The sequence below is a fragment of the Hahella sp. HN01 genome (assembly GCF_018986435.1).
GTDB lineage: Bacteria > Pseudomonadota > Gammaproteobacteria > Pseudomonadales > Oleiphilaceae > Hahella.
Genome location: NZ_JAHMIN010000002.1, coordinates 257,625 through 270,849 on the forward strand (window position 1 = coordinate 257,625; position 13,225 = coordinate 270,849).

At 58.7% G+C, this 13,225-nt stretch carries 11 protein-coding genes; 9 read left to right on the forward strand and 2 right to left on the reverse strand.

Annotated features, from left to right (window positions below):
* The first annotated feature begins 61 nt into the window (after positions 1-61).
* Together KP814_RS03490 and KP814_RS03495 are read left to right on the forward strand one after the other, a co-directional pair.
* Positions 62-1,051, forward strand: a complete 990-nt coding sequence (locus KP814_RS03490) for a GlxA family transcriptional regulator (protein ID WP_216735448.1) — start codon at positions 62-64, stop codon at positions 1,049-1,051.
* Between the two features lie 86 nt (positions 1,052-1,137).
* Positions 1,138-2,694: a PAS domain-containing methyl-accepting chemotaxis protein gene (locus KP814_RS03495; RefSeq protein WP_216735449.1), complete on the forward strand. Its 1,557-nt coding sequence runs from the start codon at positions 1,138-1,140 to the stop codon at positions 2,692-2,694.
* Here KP814_RS03495 and KP814_RS03500 read toward each other — a convergent pair.
* Together KP814_RS03500 and KP814_RS03505 are read right to left on the reverse strand one after the other, a co-directional pair.
* Entirely contained in the window at positions 2,684-4,108 is a 1,425-nt protein-coding gene (locus KP814_RS03500) for an HDOD domain-containing protein (RefSeq protein WP_216735450.1), read from the reverse strand. The genes KP814_RS03495 and KP814_RS03500 overlap by 11 nt on opposite strands.
* A gap of 116 nt (positions 4,109-4,224) precedes the next feature.
* Positions 4,225-5,127, reverse strand: a complete 903-nt coding sequence (locus KP814_RS03505; protein WP_216735451.1) for an SDR family oxidoreductase — start codon at positions 5,125-5,127, stop codon at positions 4,225-4,227.
* Between the two features lie 131 nt (positions 5,128-5,258).
* Here KP814_RS03505 and KP814_RS03510 point away from each other — a divergent pair, with 131 nt between their 5' ends.
* The 7 genes from KP814_RS03510 to KP814_RS03540 all read left to right on the forward strand — a co-directional run bounded on the left by KP814_RS03510 (position 5,259) and on the right by KP814_RS03540 (position 13,207).
* A complete protein-coding gene (locus KP814_RS03510) occupies positions 5,259-6,185 on the forward strand; it encodes a DMT family transporter (RefSeq protein WP_216735452.1) in 927 nt (308 codons plus the stop codon).
* Between the two features lie 162 nt (positions 6,186-6,347).
* The gene (locus KP814_RS03515) at positions 6,348-7,103 is read left to right on the forward strand and encodes an RDD family protein (protein ID WP_216735453.1); all 756 of its coding nucleotides are present in this window, start codon (positions 6,348-6,350) and stop codon (positions 7,101-7,103) included.
* Positions 7,100-8,065, forward strand: a complete 966-nt coding sequence (locus KP814_RS03520; RefSeq protein ID WP_216735454.1) for a stage II sporulation protein M — start codon at positions 7,100-7,102, stop codon at positions 8,063-8,065. The genes KP814_RS03515 and KP814_RS03520 overlap by 4 nt, the downstream gene beginning before the upstream one ends.
* A complete protein-coding gene (locus tag KP814_RS33310) occupies positions 8,052-9,638 on the forward strand; it encodes a DUF4129 domain-containing protein (RefSeq protein WP_216735455.1) in 1,587 nt (528 codons plus the stop codon). Before KP814_RS03520 ends, KP814_RS33310 begins: the two co-directional genes overlap by 14 nt.
* A complete protein-coding gene (locus tag KP814_RS03530) occupies positions 9,625-10,857 on the forward strand; it encodes a DUF4350 domain-containing protein (protein WP_216735456.1) in 1,233 nt (410 codons plus the stop codon). The genes KP814_RS33310 and KP814_RS03530 overlap by 14 nt, the downstream gene beginning before the upstream one ends.
* Positions 10,854-11,837, forward strand: a complete 984-nt coding sequence (locus KP814_RS03535) for a MoxR family ATPase (protein WP_216735457.1) — start codon at positions 10,854-10,856, stop codon at positions 11,835-11,837. Before KP814_RS03530 ends, KP814_RS03535 begins: the two co-directional genes overlap by 4 nt.
* Positions 11,834-13,207, forward strand: coding sequence for a DUF58 domain-containing protein (locus KP814_RS03540; RefSeq protein WP_216735458.1), 1,374 nt, complete (start codon positions 11,834-11,836; stop codon positions 13,205-13,207). Before KP814_RS03535 ends, KP814_RS03540 begins: the two co-directional genes overlap by 4 nt.
* Positions 13,208-13,225: the final 18 nt, after the last annotated feature.

Sequence of the window (13,225 nt, forward strand, 5' to 3'; positions counted from 1 at the left end):
TTAGGGACTGGGCGCGAGGTATGCTGATGTCGTAAACGACAAATGCGGGGTGGATTACGACATGGCGCAAACCCAATCAGGCATCAAACGTTACGAGGTGGGCGTGCTGCTTTATCCCACTTCCATGCAGTCGGCGGTGTTTGGACTGAAAGACTTGTTATCCGTGGCGGAAGAATATCGACGTCAGGCGGCCTCGCCGCATTGGCCCGAGTTGCAGATCAGTTTCTGGCGCACGGGAGAAGACGCCAGCCAGCCGGGATTGGCCTCCCGTCCTTTACATGAGGCGCTGCAGACGGCGCCGGATGTGCTGATCGTACCACCCTGTTTTGACGCCCTGGCGGTGGACTGGCGCCAACCGGCGCTGACGACCGGATTGCAGGCGTTGCATGAGCAGGGAACCATCATGACCTCCGCCTGCGCAGGCAGCTTCGCGCTGGCGGGGGCCGGTTTACTGGATGGCCGCAAAGCCACCACCCACTGGCGGCTGGCGAAGGATTTTCAGGCTATGTTTCCCCTGGTGGAGCTGGTGGAGGATGAGCTGCTGGTGGATCAGGGCGACATTGTCACCGCAGGCGGCGTCAGCGCCTGGATGGATTTGGGCCTGCGCATGATTCAACGGGTGACGTCCGCCTCTCTGACCATGAATCTGGGCAAGTTCTTCCTGGTGGATACCGGCCCTCGCCGCCAGCAGTATTATCAATTGTTCGCCCCGGACTTCTCGCACGGCGATGGCGCGGTGCGCAAATTACAATTGTGGCTGCAGGAGCACATGGCGGAGGAGGTGGCCCTCGAAGACATGGCCGCCGTGGCCCGCGTCGGCGAGCGCACTCTGCAGCGACGTTTTCGCAAAGCCCTGGGGATGTCTCCGTTACAGTACGTGCAGCAACTTCGCATCCAGCGCGCCAGAGAACTGCTGGAGACCAGCGTCACCCCCGTGGAGCGCATCATCTGGGATGTCGGCTATGAAGACCCCAGCTCCTTTCGCAAGCTTTTCAAACTCGCCACCGGCCTGACCATGACGGAATACCGCGCGCGCTTCCAACCTGCCTGATTAAAGTCAGTTGCTATAGTTGTATTTTGAAAAACAGTTTTGCCTTGCAAAACGTTTGAGAAATACAAGCAACCGAAGGTGCGACTATGCGAAAGAACCTTCCTGTCACAATGAAAGAAATCAAATTCACACCGGAGCAAAAGCTGGTGTCCGCCACGGACCTGAAAGGCGTCATCACCCATTGCAACGATGTGTTTGTGACGATCAGCGGATACACCAGAGAAGAATTGATCGGCAAGCCCCATAATCTGATCCGTCACCCGGATATGCCGCCTGCGGCGTTCAAGGTCATGTGGGAGTGTCTGCAAGCGGGAAAGCCCTGGATGGGGCTGGTGAAAAACCGGGCCAAGAGCGGTGATTATTACTGGGTGAACGCCTACGTCACCCCGGTGACCGAGAATAACCGGGTGGTCGGCTATGAGTCGGTGCGCACGTGCCCCGCCCGCAAAGATGTTGAACGTGCGGAAGCCTTGTATCGCAAGATCAATCAAGGAGGCAAAGCGCGGGGGTGGCGTCCGCCGCCGTTGGAGTACGTGGCGCCTGTGGCCGCGACCCTGGCGTATCTGATCGCCTGGATAATGGGCGCCGTGTCCGGCTGGGCGGGACCGGCGTTGCTGGCGGTGATGTTGCTCTGCGCCGGCATGGCCGCCTATCGACGCAAACATCTGGTCGCTACGCTGCAAAAACTGCTGGAGCGCTCATTCAGTCATCCCCTGGCGGTGCTTTCCTATACCGACGGCGACCCGGAAGAGGGCGCGTTGGCGGTGGCCATCATGAGTTTGAAAGCGCGTCTGGACGCGGTATTGACCCGTATCGAGGCGGAGTCCGCCCGGATGTTCGAACGCTCGGGAGAGGGGCTGCATAGGGCGGAAATGGCCAGAGAACGTCTGCGCGACCAACAACGGGAAACCCAGGAAGTGGCGGCGGCCATGCAGCAAATGACCAGTGCGATCAGCTCCGTTTCAGAGCATGTGCAGGAAACCGCGGACAAAGCGGAAGAGTCTTCCGAGCTGGCCAAAAATGGCCGTGAAGTGGCGGTGGGAACGCGTCGGGCGATCGAAGAATTACACGGCGTCGTGGAGGAAATCGGCGGTTCTGTGCTGGAGCTGGCGTCGCAGTCGAAACAGATCGCCCAGGTGGCGCAGATGATCAATCAGGTGGCGGAGCAGACCAATCTGCTGGCCTTGAATGCGGCCATTGAAGCGGCGCGGGCGGGAGAGCAGGGACGCGGCTTTTCTGTGGTGGCCGACGAAGTGCGGCATCTGGCCCAGCGTACGCAGGAATCGACCAAAGAAATCCATCAGATTATTGAAACGCTCACGGCATTGGCGCAGCGTTCCGTCGCGGTGGCGGAGAGGGGCAAGGCCAGCGCGGGCTCAGGTCTGGAGAAGATGATCGAAGCGGAAACCATGTTGAGCGGCATCGCCGACGCTGTAAGCGCTATCGCCGGCATGGCGATCCAAATGGCGGCGACGGCGGAGCAGCAGGCGCAGGCGGCGGAGGAGGTCAACCGCCAGGTGGTGAACATCTCCGATCTGGCGGAGGCGAGCTCCACCGCTGCGGGAGAGTCCACCGCCAGTATTGAGCAACTGCGGGGCGTGGCCGCTAATTTGTATGAACTGGTGACCCGTTTTAAGAACTAGGGTTTTGCGTCTGCTCGGTTAACTGCAACAAGCCAAGCTGGGCCTGCTGGGTGAAGTGGCAGAAGGAAAAAAACTGCTCCGGGGACGGACGCGTGCGACAGTCTGCGTTATCGGCGTATATCAGTCCGACAATGCGCGGACCTACGCGCAGCGGGGTGAACATGCTCGGCGTGCGCCCGATCAGGCGGTCAAAGTCCGGCCCCCGCAGAATCCGCCAGGCGGGATCGTCCGCATTGGTGAAACAACCGCTTTGCAGCGCTTTCGCCATGGCGGCGAGCAGGCTGTCGGATTCCAGGTTGACGCAGAAGTTTTCCTTCCAGTGATCGGTATGCGGTCCCAGCACCTTCTTCGGAACCAGTTGCTTCTGGCTGCGGTCGGTCATCAGCAGCGCCACGCGGGTCAGGCCGACGGCGCGATGCAGGCCTTCCACCACCGTCATCAGTATCAAGTTGATGTCGGGTTTTTCCGTCAGCATCACCGACAGGTCGCGCAGAATCTGCAACTGTAACGTTGGGTCCGCAGGTTGCGGCGGCGTTTGCTCGCCAGCGTAGCGGGCGTTATGACCGGGGATGTGATTGACGATCTGTTTCATGCCGATGGCCGCAGCGATTTTGGCCGCCTCCTGGGCATTGGTTTTCAGGCGCTGCTCCAGGTTGTCCGGCTGCTCGTTCAACTGCGAGGCGACATGGTTGATGGACTGCCGCAATGTGGGGGAATTCCAGCCCTGTTCGGCCTCTTCCACCAGTCCAACGATACTGCGGATCAGCGTCACCATCTGGTTGTCCGCTTTGTTGCCACTGACCACCGCCTGCAGCAGCGGTCCCAGTTTCCAGCAGTCCACCAGACCGCGGGTGATGGCGGGGAAGGTGGCGCCGAGAACCTGTTTCTGGGCGGTGACCGGCTCTTCCCGCACCAGCAGTTCGTCAAGGGCGTCCGCCTGCGGCGTGCGGCAGGACCAGAACGCCAGTTCGCCGATATTGCTGAGCAACGCGGCGATAAAAATCTCTTCACTGCGCGAGGGCGTAAATTTGCCCAGCAGACGCTTGGCCTGCACCGCCGCATGCAGCGCACGGGCCAGACTTTTCTGTAAGTGGATGCGCGGCGATTTGCTTAACAGCGCGTCAATCACCAGGGATGACACGGCGATTGAGCGAACGGTTTCGAATCCCAGCAGCATAATGGAGCGACTGATGGTGCTCACCGGCTGACAGGATGGATTATAAAAGGCGGTGTTGGACTGACGAATGACTTGCGAAGTCAGGTCGGCGTCTTTCAAAACGACGTCCGCCAGCTGCTGTACGGAACAGTCGCCGGTAGCGGTGAGCTCGTTGATTTCCCGCATGGTTTCAGAAAGTACGGGCAATTCGATTCGGCTCAGAAAGTCGACCCAGGCTTGGCAATTCTTCGCGATCATTAAAGGTCCCCCCTGTCGCTCAGTATGACCGGCGCAACAGGGGAATTCCGTAACGGTTTTGCAACCGGACTTGTACGGAAGGTGAGAACTCTGTGCAGATTTGCGTTTAAAAGTGACTAAATGTTGCGCAATTCCGCCAGCATTTCATCCATGAACGGGGTCTTATAGCCAAGTCCCCTGGCGCGGCGGCTGTCCAGACTGACGTCGCGGGGGCGCTTGGCCGGCATGATGACATCCCTTTGTTTTTGCTCTTGAACCAGGTCTTCATCAAGTTCAAACGTGCGCGCCAGCGCCTTGAGAAAGTGATGACGGGAGACAGTTTCAATACCGCCCAGATGCAGAGTCAGGCCCTGTTGCATCTGGAAAAAGCGCACGATGCCCTGGGCGGCGGTGGCGTAATCCACGGCGGAGCGATATTCGTCGACAAAGCCGGTGAGCGCGTCGCCCTGACGCAGGCGCTCCAGCCATTGCGTCACGCCGCTTGGCTTGAGCAGACCCAGCCCGAACATCCAGGGCAGACGCACGATGGTGGCGAGGGGATGGCGTTCGCGGATCGACTCTTCCGCCAACACCTTGTGCTCGCCATAGCGATTGATGGGGCTCACCGGATCGCTTTCCCGGTATACGCCCTGGCGGCCGTCGAACACCAGATCGGTGGAGGTGAACAGCAGCGGTATATTTCTCTCCGCGCACAAGGTGGCGAGCAGGCGCGTCGCCTCCACATTCACCTGCAGAGAGCGTTCCGGTTGCTGCTGGCAGGTATTGGGATCGGACAGGGCGGCGGCGTGGATCACGGCGTCCGGCGTCAGATTGCGGAACATGGCCTGCGTCAGCTCTGCGTCGCACAGATCCTGGCGCACTCGAAACGGCGCCAGATCCTCTGGCAGCGTCAAATGGTGGCTCTGCGCCAGCACTTCGTAATCCTGATTCAGCGCCCGGCAGATATGCGCGCCTAAAAAGCCGCTGGCGCCGGTGACCAGCACTCTGGGTTTTTTGGCTTCGTTGGAAAAAAGTTGCATGGAAGTCCCTTGTTTTTTGGCCTGAGCCTGTTAACGGCAAGTCTGCCATTTAAGGCGGTTGTGATACAATCGGCGGTTTGTTTGCGGCCTTTGGACTTTTATATTTTCCCTGGGGATTACGGAGGTAGTTGATGAGAGTCGGCGCGTATCGTTCGGAAGCGATGTTGATTGTCGCGGCGGCGATTTGGGGATTCGCCTTTGTCGCCCAGGTGGCGGGCATGGAGCACGTAGGCCCCTTTACTTTCAACGCCGCCCGCTTTGTGCTCGGCGGTCTGTCACTGATTCCACTGCTCATTATTTTGCCGCGTTTGCAGCGGGTGGCTCCGGCCAAACCCAAGGCTAAAGGGCTGTTGCTGGGAAGCTGTCTGGCGGGCTTCTTTCTGTTCGCCGGCGCCTCGCTGCAACAGGTGGGGCTGCAGTACACCACCGCCGGTAAGGCGGGTTTCATAACCGGGTTGTATATCATTCTGGTGCCACTGATCGCGTTATGCTGGGGACAGCGCGCCGAGGCCAAAATATGGTTTGGCGCCGTGCTGTGCGTCATTGGCCTGTTCTACCTCAGCGTGCGCGAAGACTTTACCGTCTCCTATGGCGACTCCTTGCAACTGATCGGCGCCGGTTTCTGGGCGGGACATGTATTGATGATCGGATGGCTGTCTCCCCGTTTTAACCCTTTGCATATTTCCATCGTGCAGTTTCTGGTCTGCGGCCTGGTGAGCTGGGCCGTAGCGTTCGCCATTGAAACGCCCACCTGGAACGGGCTGTGGGGCGCGTCCTGGTCAATCGCCTACGCGGGCTTCATGTCCGTGGGAATCGCCTATACTTTGCAAGTGATCGGCCAGCAGCATGCGCCAGCGACGCGGGTCGCCATCATCATCAGTCTGGAGACGGTTTTCGCGGTGCTTGGAGGGTGGCTGATGCTGCAGGAAGTCCTGGATGAAAAAGCCATTTACGGATGTGGTCTTATGCTGGCCGGCATGATAGTTTCGCAGCTGAATTTCAACCGTGGCCGCAACCGTGAGAGAGAGTTGCTGGATTCAGGCGCGGCAGGCTCCTGAGCAGGCCATTCGCACCGAGCACAACGCCTGGAAACGCCTGTTGGACTGCGCGAGACGCCCTTTGGGCTGTGCGAAACGCCCATTGGGCTATGCAAGTCCGCCAACTACTGTAAAATACGGGGCCCTTTTTGATGTACTCCTTAGTAAGGTGATTAAGCCGGGATGCTGGATACTTCCATCGCAATAGAAACGCCGGAAGGCGTGGACTTCGATCTCACTCCCGCCGGGCCGCTTTCCCGCGCGCTGGCGTACATGGCCGACTTCCTCATTCGGCTGGGTGTTGTCCTGGCCTGTATGATTGTCCTGTCTATTTTTGGAGAAGCCGGCGTCGGCATCTCGCTGATTATTTACTTCGTGCTGGAGTGGTTTTACCCGGTGTTGTTTGAGGTCTACCGGGCCGCGACGCCGGGCAAAAAGTGGATGAACCTTATCGTCGTACACGATGACGGCGCGCCCATTACCTTTTCTTCCTCGTTGTTGCGCAATCTCCTGCGCACGGCGGACATTCTGCCCGTGTTTTACGCGTTGGGGCTGGTGTCCATGATGTGCAACAAACAATTCAAGCGTCTGGGCGACATCGCCGCCGGCACGGTGGTGGTCAGGGCGCGTCGCCCGGAGACCCTGACGGCGCTGGCGGAGCCGGGCGTGCGGGCGCCGAGCGTTCCCCTCAAACCGGAAGAGCAGAAGGCCATCGTGCAGTTTGCGCAACGGGCGGGCGTGCTGTCCCAGGCGCGTCGCCAGGAGCTGGCCAACATTCTGGAGCCGTTACATCACGAAAAAGACGAGGCGGCGGTCGTTAATCTCAATCAGATGGCGAACTATCTGCTGGGTAAAACGCCGGGACCCGAGCCTGTGCGGGAGCCTTTCGCACCGGAGCCGTCATCATCCATCGCGCAACCACCTGAGGAGCGGCAGTGAAGCAGGACGTATTTGAGCGCCAACAGCAGCATTTTTGGAGCGAGTACGCAGTATTACTGCAAAGGCTGGAGACAGGCGATACAACAGGCTATCGCAATTTCGCCAGTTCCTACCGGCGACTGTGTCAGCACTTGTCCGTCGCGCGTCATCGCAGCTATTCGCCGCACCTGATTTCCTATTTGAATGATCTGATGCTGCGCGGACATCAGATGTTGTATCGTCGCCCCAGTCATTTCTGGCTGAGTTTTCTGGGGTTTATCCGCTATGACTTTCCCCAGGCGGTGCGCGCCAATCAGCAATATGTCTGGTTGGCCAGCGCTCTGTTGTACCTGCCGTTCATCGTGCTGATCATCGCCATCAAACTGCAGCCGGATCTGGTGAATCTGGTGCTGGACCCGCATGATGTCGCTTCCTACGAAGCGATGTACGATCCCACCTCAGAACGCTTGGGGCGGCCGCGAGAAGCGTCTACCGACGTGCAGATGTTCGGTTTTTACATCTATAACAACATCGGTATCGCATTCCGCACCTTCGCCACCGGCATTCTGTATACCCTGGGCAGCCTGTTCTTTTTGATTTACAACGGCATCCATATGGGCGCCGTCGCCGGACACTTGACGGAGATTGGTTACACCGAGCCGTTCTGGACCTTCGTTATCGCCCATGGCGCCTTTGAGCTCACGGCGATAGTGTTTTCCGGGGCGGCGGGCATTAAGCTGGGCTTTTCTCTGTTATCTCCCGGCAATCTCTCCCGCCTGGAGTCACTGAAGCGGTCGGCCAAAGCGTGCACGCCCATTCTGTTTGGCATGGTGGGCATGCTATTGATCGCCGCTTTTATTGAAGCGTTCTGGTCGTCGGATCACACCATGCCAGTGGCGGTGAAATATAGCGTAGGCGCTGTGATGTGGGCGTTGGTGACCTGTTATTTTGTGTTCAGCGGGAGGGTGCGTGAACCCCGCTAATATCAATTTCCGTTTACGCCCCCGGGACCACTACGAAGCGGTGGATCTGGGGTGTCAGTTTGTACGTCGCTGGTGGAAGCAGCTCTACGCAGTATGGCTGTTGACGATGACGCCGGTGGTGGCGTTGTGCTGGTTACTGATTGACGACATTAACTACGTCAGTATCGCCGTGTGGTGGGTGAAGCCGCTGTTTGAGCGTGGGCAGCTTTATTTCTTGAGCCGCGCGGTGTTCGGCGCGCCCCCGACGATTAAGGAAACCCTGCGGCAAACGTCGAAGCTGATGTTTCTGCAATGTTTCGCCACGCTGACCTGGCGGCGCTTCAGCCCGACCCGTTCGTTCGACTTGCCTGTGATTCAGTTGGAAGGCCTGAAAGGCAAAAACCGTCAGCAGCGTATGACGGTGCTGCATCGCGATAATGCGGCGTCGGTCAGCTTCTGGGTCACCATTGTCGGCGTGCATCTGGAGAACTTTTTGATGCTCGCCGCCGTGGGGCTGGTCGTTATGTTCATTCCACAAGGCGTGCAACTGGAGTGGGAGACCGTTTTAGAAGCTGCGCCGCTGTACACGGCCTGTTACTTCATTGGCATGACCTTAGTCGGCCCTATATACGCCGCCAGTGGTTTCTCTTTGTACCTGAATCGCCGCATTACCCTGGAAGGCTGGGATCTTGAGCTGATTTTCCGTCAGCTGGGACAGCGACTGGATGATGGTAAGGGATCGGTTCAGCCCGGCGAAGGCGGGGCTGCGCGTCGGGTGACGCAGGCAATGTGTTTAGTCCTGGCGTTGGGCGCCCTGGCGCTTCCTCCCTCTGGTTCCGTTCGCGCAGAGACGGCGACGGAACAGGCTGAAACGGCGGACAGCCAAAGCTGGGACGAGGAAAGATCAGCGCTGACCCCGGACAAGGCGAAGGAAGATATCGAGAAGATTCTGAAAGGACCGGACTTCCGTAATATCGTCAAGAAAGAGGCGCCCAAGTTCTGGAAAGAGTGGGAAGACCGCCAGGAAGAAAAGCGCGAAAAGCAGTTGGACGACTTCAAAGGCTCCAACTTTTCCTTTGGCGAATCCTTCGCCCAGATCTTCAAATTGCTGATCTGGGCGACGCTGATCGGCCTGATTTTATATCTGCTGTATCGCTATCGGGACTCCATCCTGGCGTTGTCATGGATGCCCCGCATCGAGCGTAAGGAGAAGAGCAAGCCGACCCACGTGTTTGATCTTGATATCCGTGAAGAGTCCCTGCCGCCGCAATTAGCCGACGAGGCCTGGGCGCTGTGGGAGCAAGGGCGACATCGGGATGCCCTGGGTCTGTTATACCGCGGCGGCCTGTCTCGTTTGGTGCATCGCCATGGTCTGCGTTTGAATCGCGGCGCCACCGAAGGAGATTGCGTGGCGATGGTGAAGCGGCGTCAAGGCGGCGCGCTCAGCGACTATTTCGCGGTTTTGACCCGGGTCTGGCAGCATCTGGCCTACGCTCACGAACTGCCCACTGCCGAGCATTTTCAGGAGCTATGCCGGGGCTGGACCAACGTGTTTGATGTAGAGCGGGAAGGAGGCGACCATGCAGCGCAGTAATTCCTTCGCCGCTATCGGTATCGCCGTCGCTGTATTGGTGCTGGTGGCATTGGGCGTCTATTGGTATCAGGGACTGGAGTGGATCGAGTACGAGCGCGACCTGGGGCCGAATGAGAAAGCCCGCCGGGAGCCTTTCCTGGCGGCGCAGATATTCATTGAAAAACGCGGCTATAAGCTGGAGAGCAATCCCAGCTTCCGCGGCTTCGATAACCCGGATTTTGCGCTGAAAACGTCTACAGACGACGCCATTGTGCTGGTGGACGCTTACGGCTCGCTGTCACAAAAACGGGCGCAAACGCTGTTGGAGTGGGTGGAGCGCGGCGGTCACCTGATGGTGACGGCGAAGAATCCCTATCTTAAGGGCATGGAAAAAATCCAGGACCCGATTTTCGAAGAGTTCGGTGTGGAAGTGGAGCGCAATGGTCAGGGCGACTTCGACGAGGAGCTGTGGGGCGCCATTAGCACTATTGGCGGGTATGTCGGCATCACGCAAGCAGATCTGTGCCCCATGCTGTATCCCCAGGCGGAATTCTCGTTCGAGGGCGATGAAAACACCATTGGCGTGCATTTCCTGTCCAACGATACGCTTTATGGTCAGGACGATTATCTTTACGCCTCTGTCGGCCCGGACGGCGCCTCGCGCATGCTGCAGTACGAATATGGCGACGGCATGGTGACCTACATGGTCAGCCTGGATATGTGGAAGAACTTCGCTATCGGCTGCCAGGACCACGCCTACATGCTGTGGCAAATGGCTCCGGGAGACAGCGGGGTCATGCATTTCTATTACAACCGGGATTTCCCCAGTCTGGGGTCCGTGCTCTGGCGTCACTTCTATGCGGCGATTGCGGTAGGAGCGCTGACGCTGTTTTTGTGGCTGTGGTATCGGGGCATGCGCTTCGGTCCGTTGCGGGATGAAGAGCCGGGAACCCAGCGCCAGATTCTTGAGCATATCGCCGCCAGCGCCCGTTTCCTGTGGCGTATGGATAAAGGTCAGGCTCTGGTGGAAAGCGTCAGAGCGGAAACCTGGCAGGCGATTTCCAAGCGGCTGCAGCATATTACGCGGCTGGAGCAATCGGTTCAGATCGCCCAGCTGGCCAAGCATTTTCAAATGAATGAACAAGCGGTGGAAGCGGCCCTGTTCGGCCCGATACCCAATGATCCGGTAAGTTTTGTCAATATTATTCGAGCGTTGAAGCGAATAAAGGATAAGTTATGAGTGAAGCCCACATCGAAGAATCTCAACTGCAATCCATCAGCCAGCAACTGCAGACTCTGAAGTCTGAGCTGGAAAAGGCGATAGTGGGGCAGTCCGACATTATCGAACATACCCTGATCGCCCTGGTGGCCGGCGGACACGTGCTGATCGAAGGCGTTCCCGGTCTGGGCAAGACGCTGCTGGTGCGGGCGCTGGCGAAAACCTTCCAGGGAAAATTCGGACGCATTCAGTTCACTCCCGACCTGATGCCCAGCGACGTGACTGGCCACTCCATGTACCACATGGAAACGCAAAGCTTCAAAATCCGCAAAGGGCCGGCGTTCACCAACCTGCTGCTGGCCGATGAGATCAACCGCGCTCCCGCCAAAACCCAGGCGGCGCTGCTGGAAGTGATGCAGGAATATCAGGTCACTATCGATGGCACGTCTTTCCCGGTGCCCACGCCGTTTATGGTGCTGGCGACCCAGAACCCGATTGAGCAGGAAGGCACTTATCCGCTGCCGGAAGCGGAGCTGGACCGTTTCATCATGAAGCTGTTGATCGAATTCCCCAGCGCGGAAAATGAAGCCTCTATCGTACGTCAGGTCAATGACAGCCGCGGCGCCAAGGTGGATTATCTGGCCCGGGTCAGCGCCCTGACCACACCGGAAGAAGTCGGCGCCTGGCAGGCGGCGGCCTGGCAGATTCTGGCGGATGACGCGGTGGTGGATTACGCCGTGCGCATTACCCGCGCCACTCGTGAATGGCCGGGCGTCGCCCGCGGCGCAGGTCCACGCGGCAGCATCAACCTGATTCGCGCAGCGAAAGCGCGTGCGTTGATGGAAGGGCGTCCCTATATCCTGCCCGATGACGTTAAATTACTGGCCCCAGCGGTGCTGCGACATCGTTTGCTGCTATCCGCAGACATGGAGATCGAAGGCGTCAGCGTCGATAAACTCCTCGCCGGTATGCTGGAAGAGATTGAGGCCCCTCGTAAATGAAACGCAGAGGGGTGCAACCCAGTCCGCAGTTACTTTACTGCGGGCTCGCCGTCACGCTTGCTCTGCTGTGCTGGCAGGGCTATGAGCTGTGGACAGGCGACGGCGATTGGCTGCCGGCGCCAGGGAGCGAGGTCGGCGAGGGCTTTTTCAATGTGCTGATGGGGCTGGCGACGGTGGCGGTCCTGCTGCTGGCGGCGGATCTATTCGTGTCCTGGCGTCTGCCGTCGGCGCAGATTCACCGGGAAGTGCGCCACAATCTGGCGCTGGATCAGTGGATTCCCGTCAAGCTCACTATAACTCATGACTTTCCTTACGCGGCCACGCTGGAAGTGCATGACCATATTCCGGTGGATTGCGAGTTCGAAGGACTGCCCTTGGTTGTGCCAATGGAGCCGGGTCACCGCACGACTGTGGAGTATCGACTGCGGCCCCGTCGCCGCGGCCCCCTGGAATTAACCCGGGCGGAAGTCCGCGTGCGTTCGGTGGCGGGATTCTGGTTGCTGCGCCAGACCCATTTGGTGGAAACCTCCGCCAAGGTGTTTCCAGACTTCGCCTCCATTGAAGGCTATCAGTTATTGGCCACGGACAATCACACCAGCCAGATGGGCATCCGCCGCAAGCCGCGTCGCGGCGAAGGCATGGATTTCCATCAGTTGCGGGAATACCGGCAGGGAGATTCGCAGCGGCAGATCGACTGGAAAGCCACTTCCCGTCGCCAGAAATTGATTTCCCGGGAGTATCAGGACGAGCGCGATCAGCAGGTCATACTGCTGCTGGATGGCGGTCGCCGTATGCTGACGCAGGATGGCGTGAGTACGCACTTCGACCACTGTCTCAACTGTTTGCTGATGTTGTCCTATGTCGCCTTACGTCAAGGCGACGCGGTGGGCATGATGAGTTTCGGCGCTTCCGTAAAGCATGCGTCGCCGATCAAGGGCGCCACCAATATCAATCGTCTGATCAACCACTTCTACGACTTTTACCCGGATAAGTCCGCGCCGGATTATCTGGAGGCGGCCCGCGAGTTAATGCAGCGATATCGCAAGCGTTCTCTGGTGGTGCTCACCACCAACCTGAGGGAAGAGGACAGCGACGACATCATCAACGCCTGTCGGCTGCTGCAAAAGCGTCACTTGGTGCTGGTGGCGAATCTGCGTGAGGAAACCCTGGATCGGACGCTTGCGGAGGACGTGCGCAATTTCGATCAGGCGGTGGTTTACGCCGGTGTGGTGGACTATCTGCGTCAGCGGGACAAGCTACAGGAAAAACTGCGCGCACAAGGTCTGTTTTTCGTAGATTGCGCCCCCAGCAAGCTCACCGCTCAGGTTATCAACAGCTACTTTTCCATCAAGCGGGCGGGCTACCTCTAGCCCCCTTGACGCGCTTCG

What these genes read in the sequence shown, in the direction of transcription:
- KP814_RS03490 (WP_216735448.1), top strand. Translation starts at nt 62, where the DNA reads ATGGCGCAAACCCAATCAGGCATCAAACGTTACGAGGTGGGCGTGCTG.
- KP814_RS03495 (WP_216735449.1), top strand. Translation starts at nt 1,138, where the DNA reads ATGCGAAAGAACCTTCCTGTCACAATGAAAGAAATCAAATTCACACCG.
- KP814_RS03500 (WP_216735450.1), bottom strand. Translation starts at nt 4,108, where the DNA reads ATGATCGCGAAGAATTGCCAAGCCTGGGTCGACTTTCTGAGCCGAATC.
- KP814_RS03505 (WP_216735451.1), bottom strand. Translation starts at nt 5,127, where the DNA reads ATGCAACTTTTTTCCAACGAAGCCAAAAAACCCAGAGTGCTGGTCACC.
- KP814_RS03510 (WP_216735452.1), top strand. Translation starts at nt 5,259, where the DNA reads ATGAGAGTCGGCGCGTATCGTTCGGAAGCGATGTTGATTGTCGCGGCG.
- KP814_RS03515 (WP_216735453.1), top strand. Translation starts at nt 6,348, where the DNA reads ATGCTGGATACTTCCATCGCAATAGAAACGCCGGAAGGCGTGGACTTC.
- KP814_RS03530 (WP_216735456.1), top strand. Translation starts at nt 9,625, where the DNA reads ATGCAGCGCAGTAATTCCTTCGCCGCTATCGGTATCGCCGTCGCTGTA.
- KP814_RS03535 (WP_216735457.1), top strand. Translation starts at nt 10,854, where the DNA reads ATGAGTGAAGCCCACATCGAAGAATCTCAACTGCAATCCATCAGCCAG.
- KP814_RS03540 (WP_216735458.1), top strand. Translation starts at nt 11,834, where the DNA reads ATGAAACGCAGAGGGGTGCAACCCAGTCCGCAGTTACTTTACTGCGGG.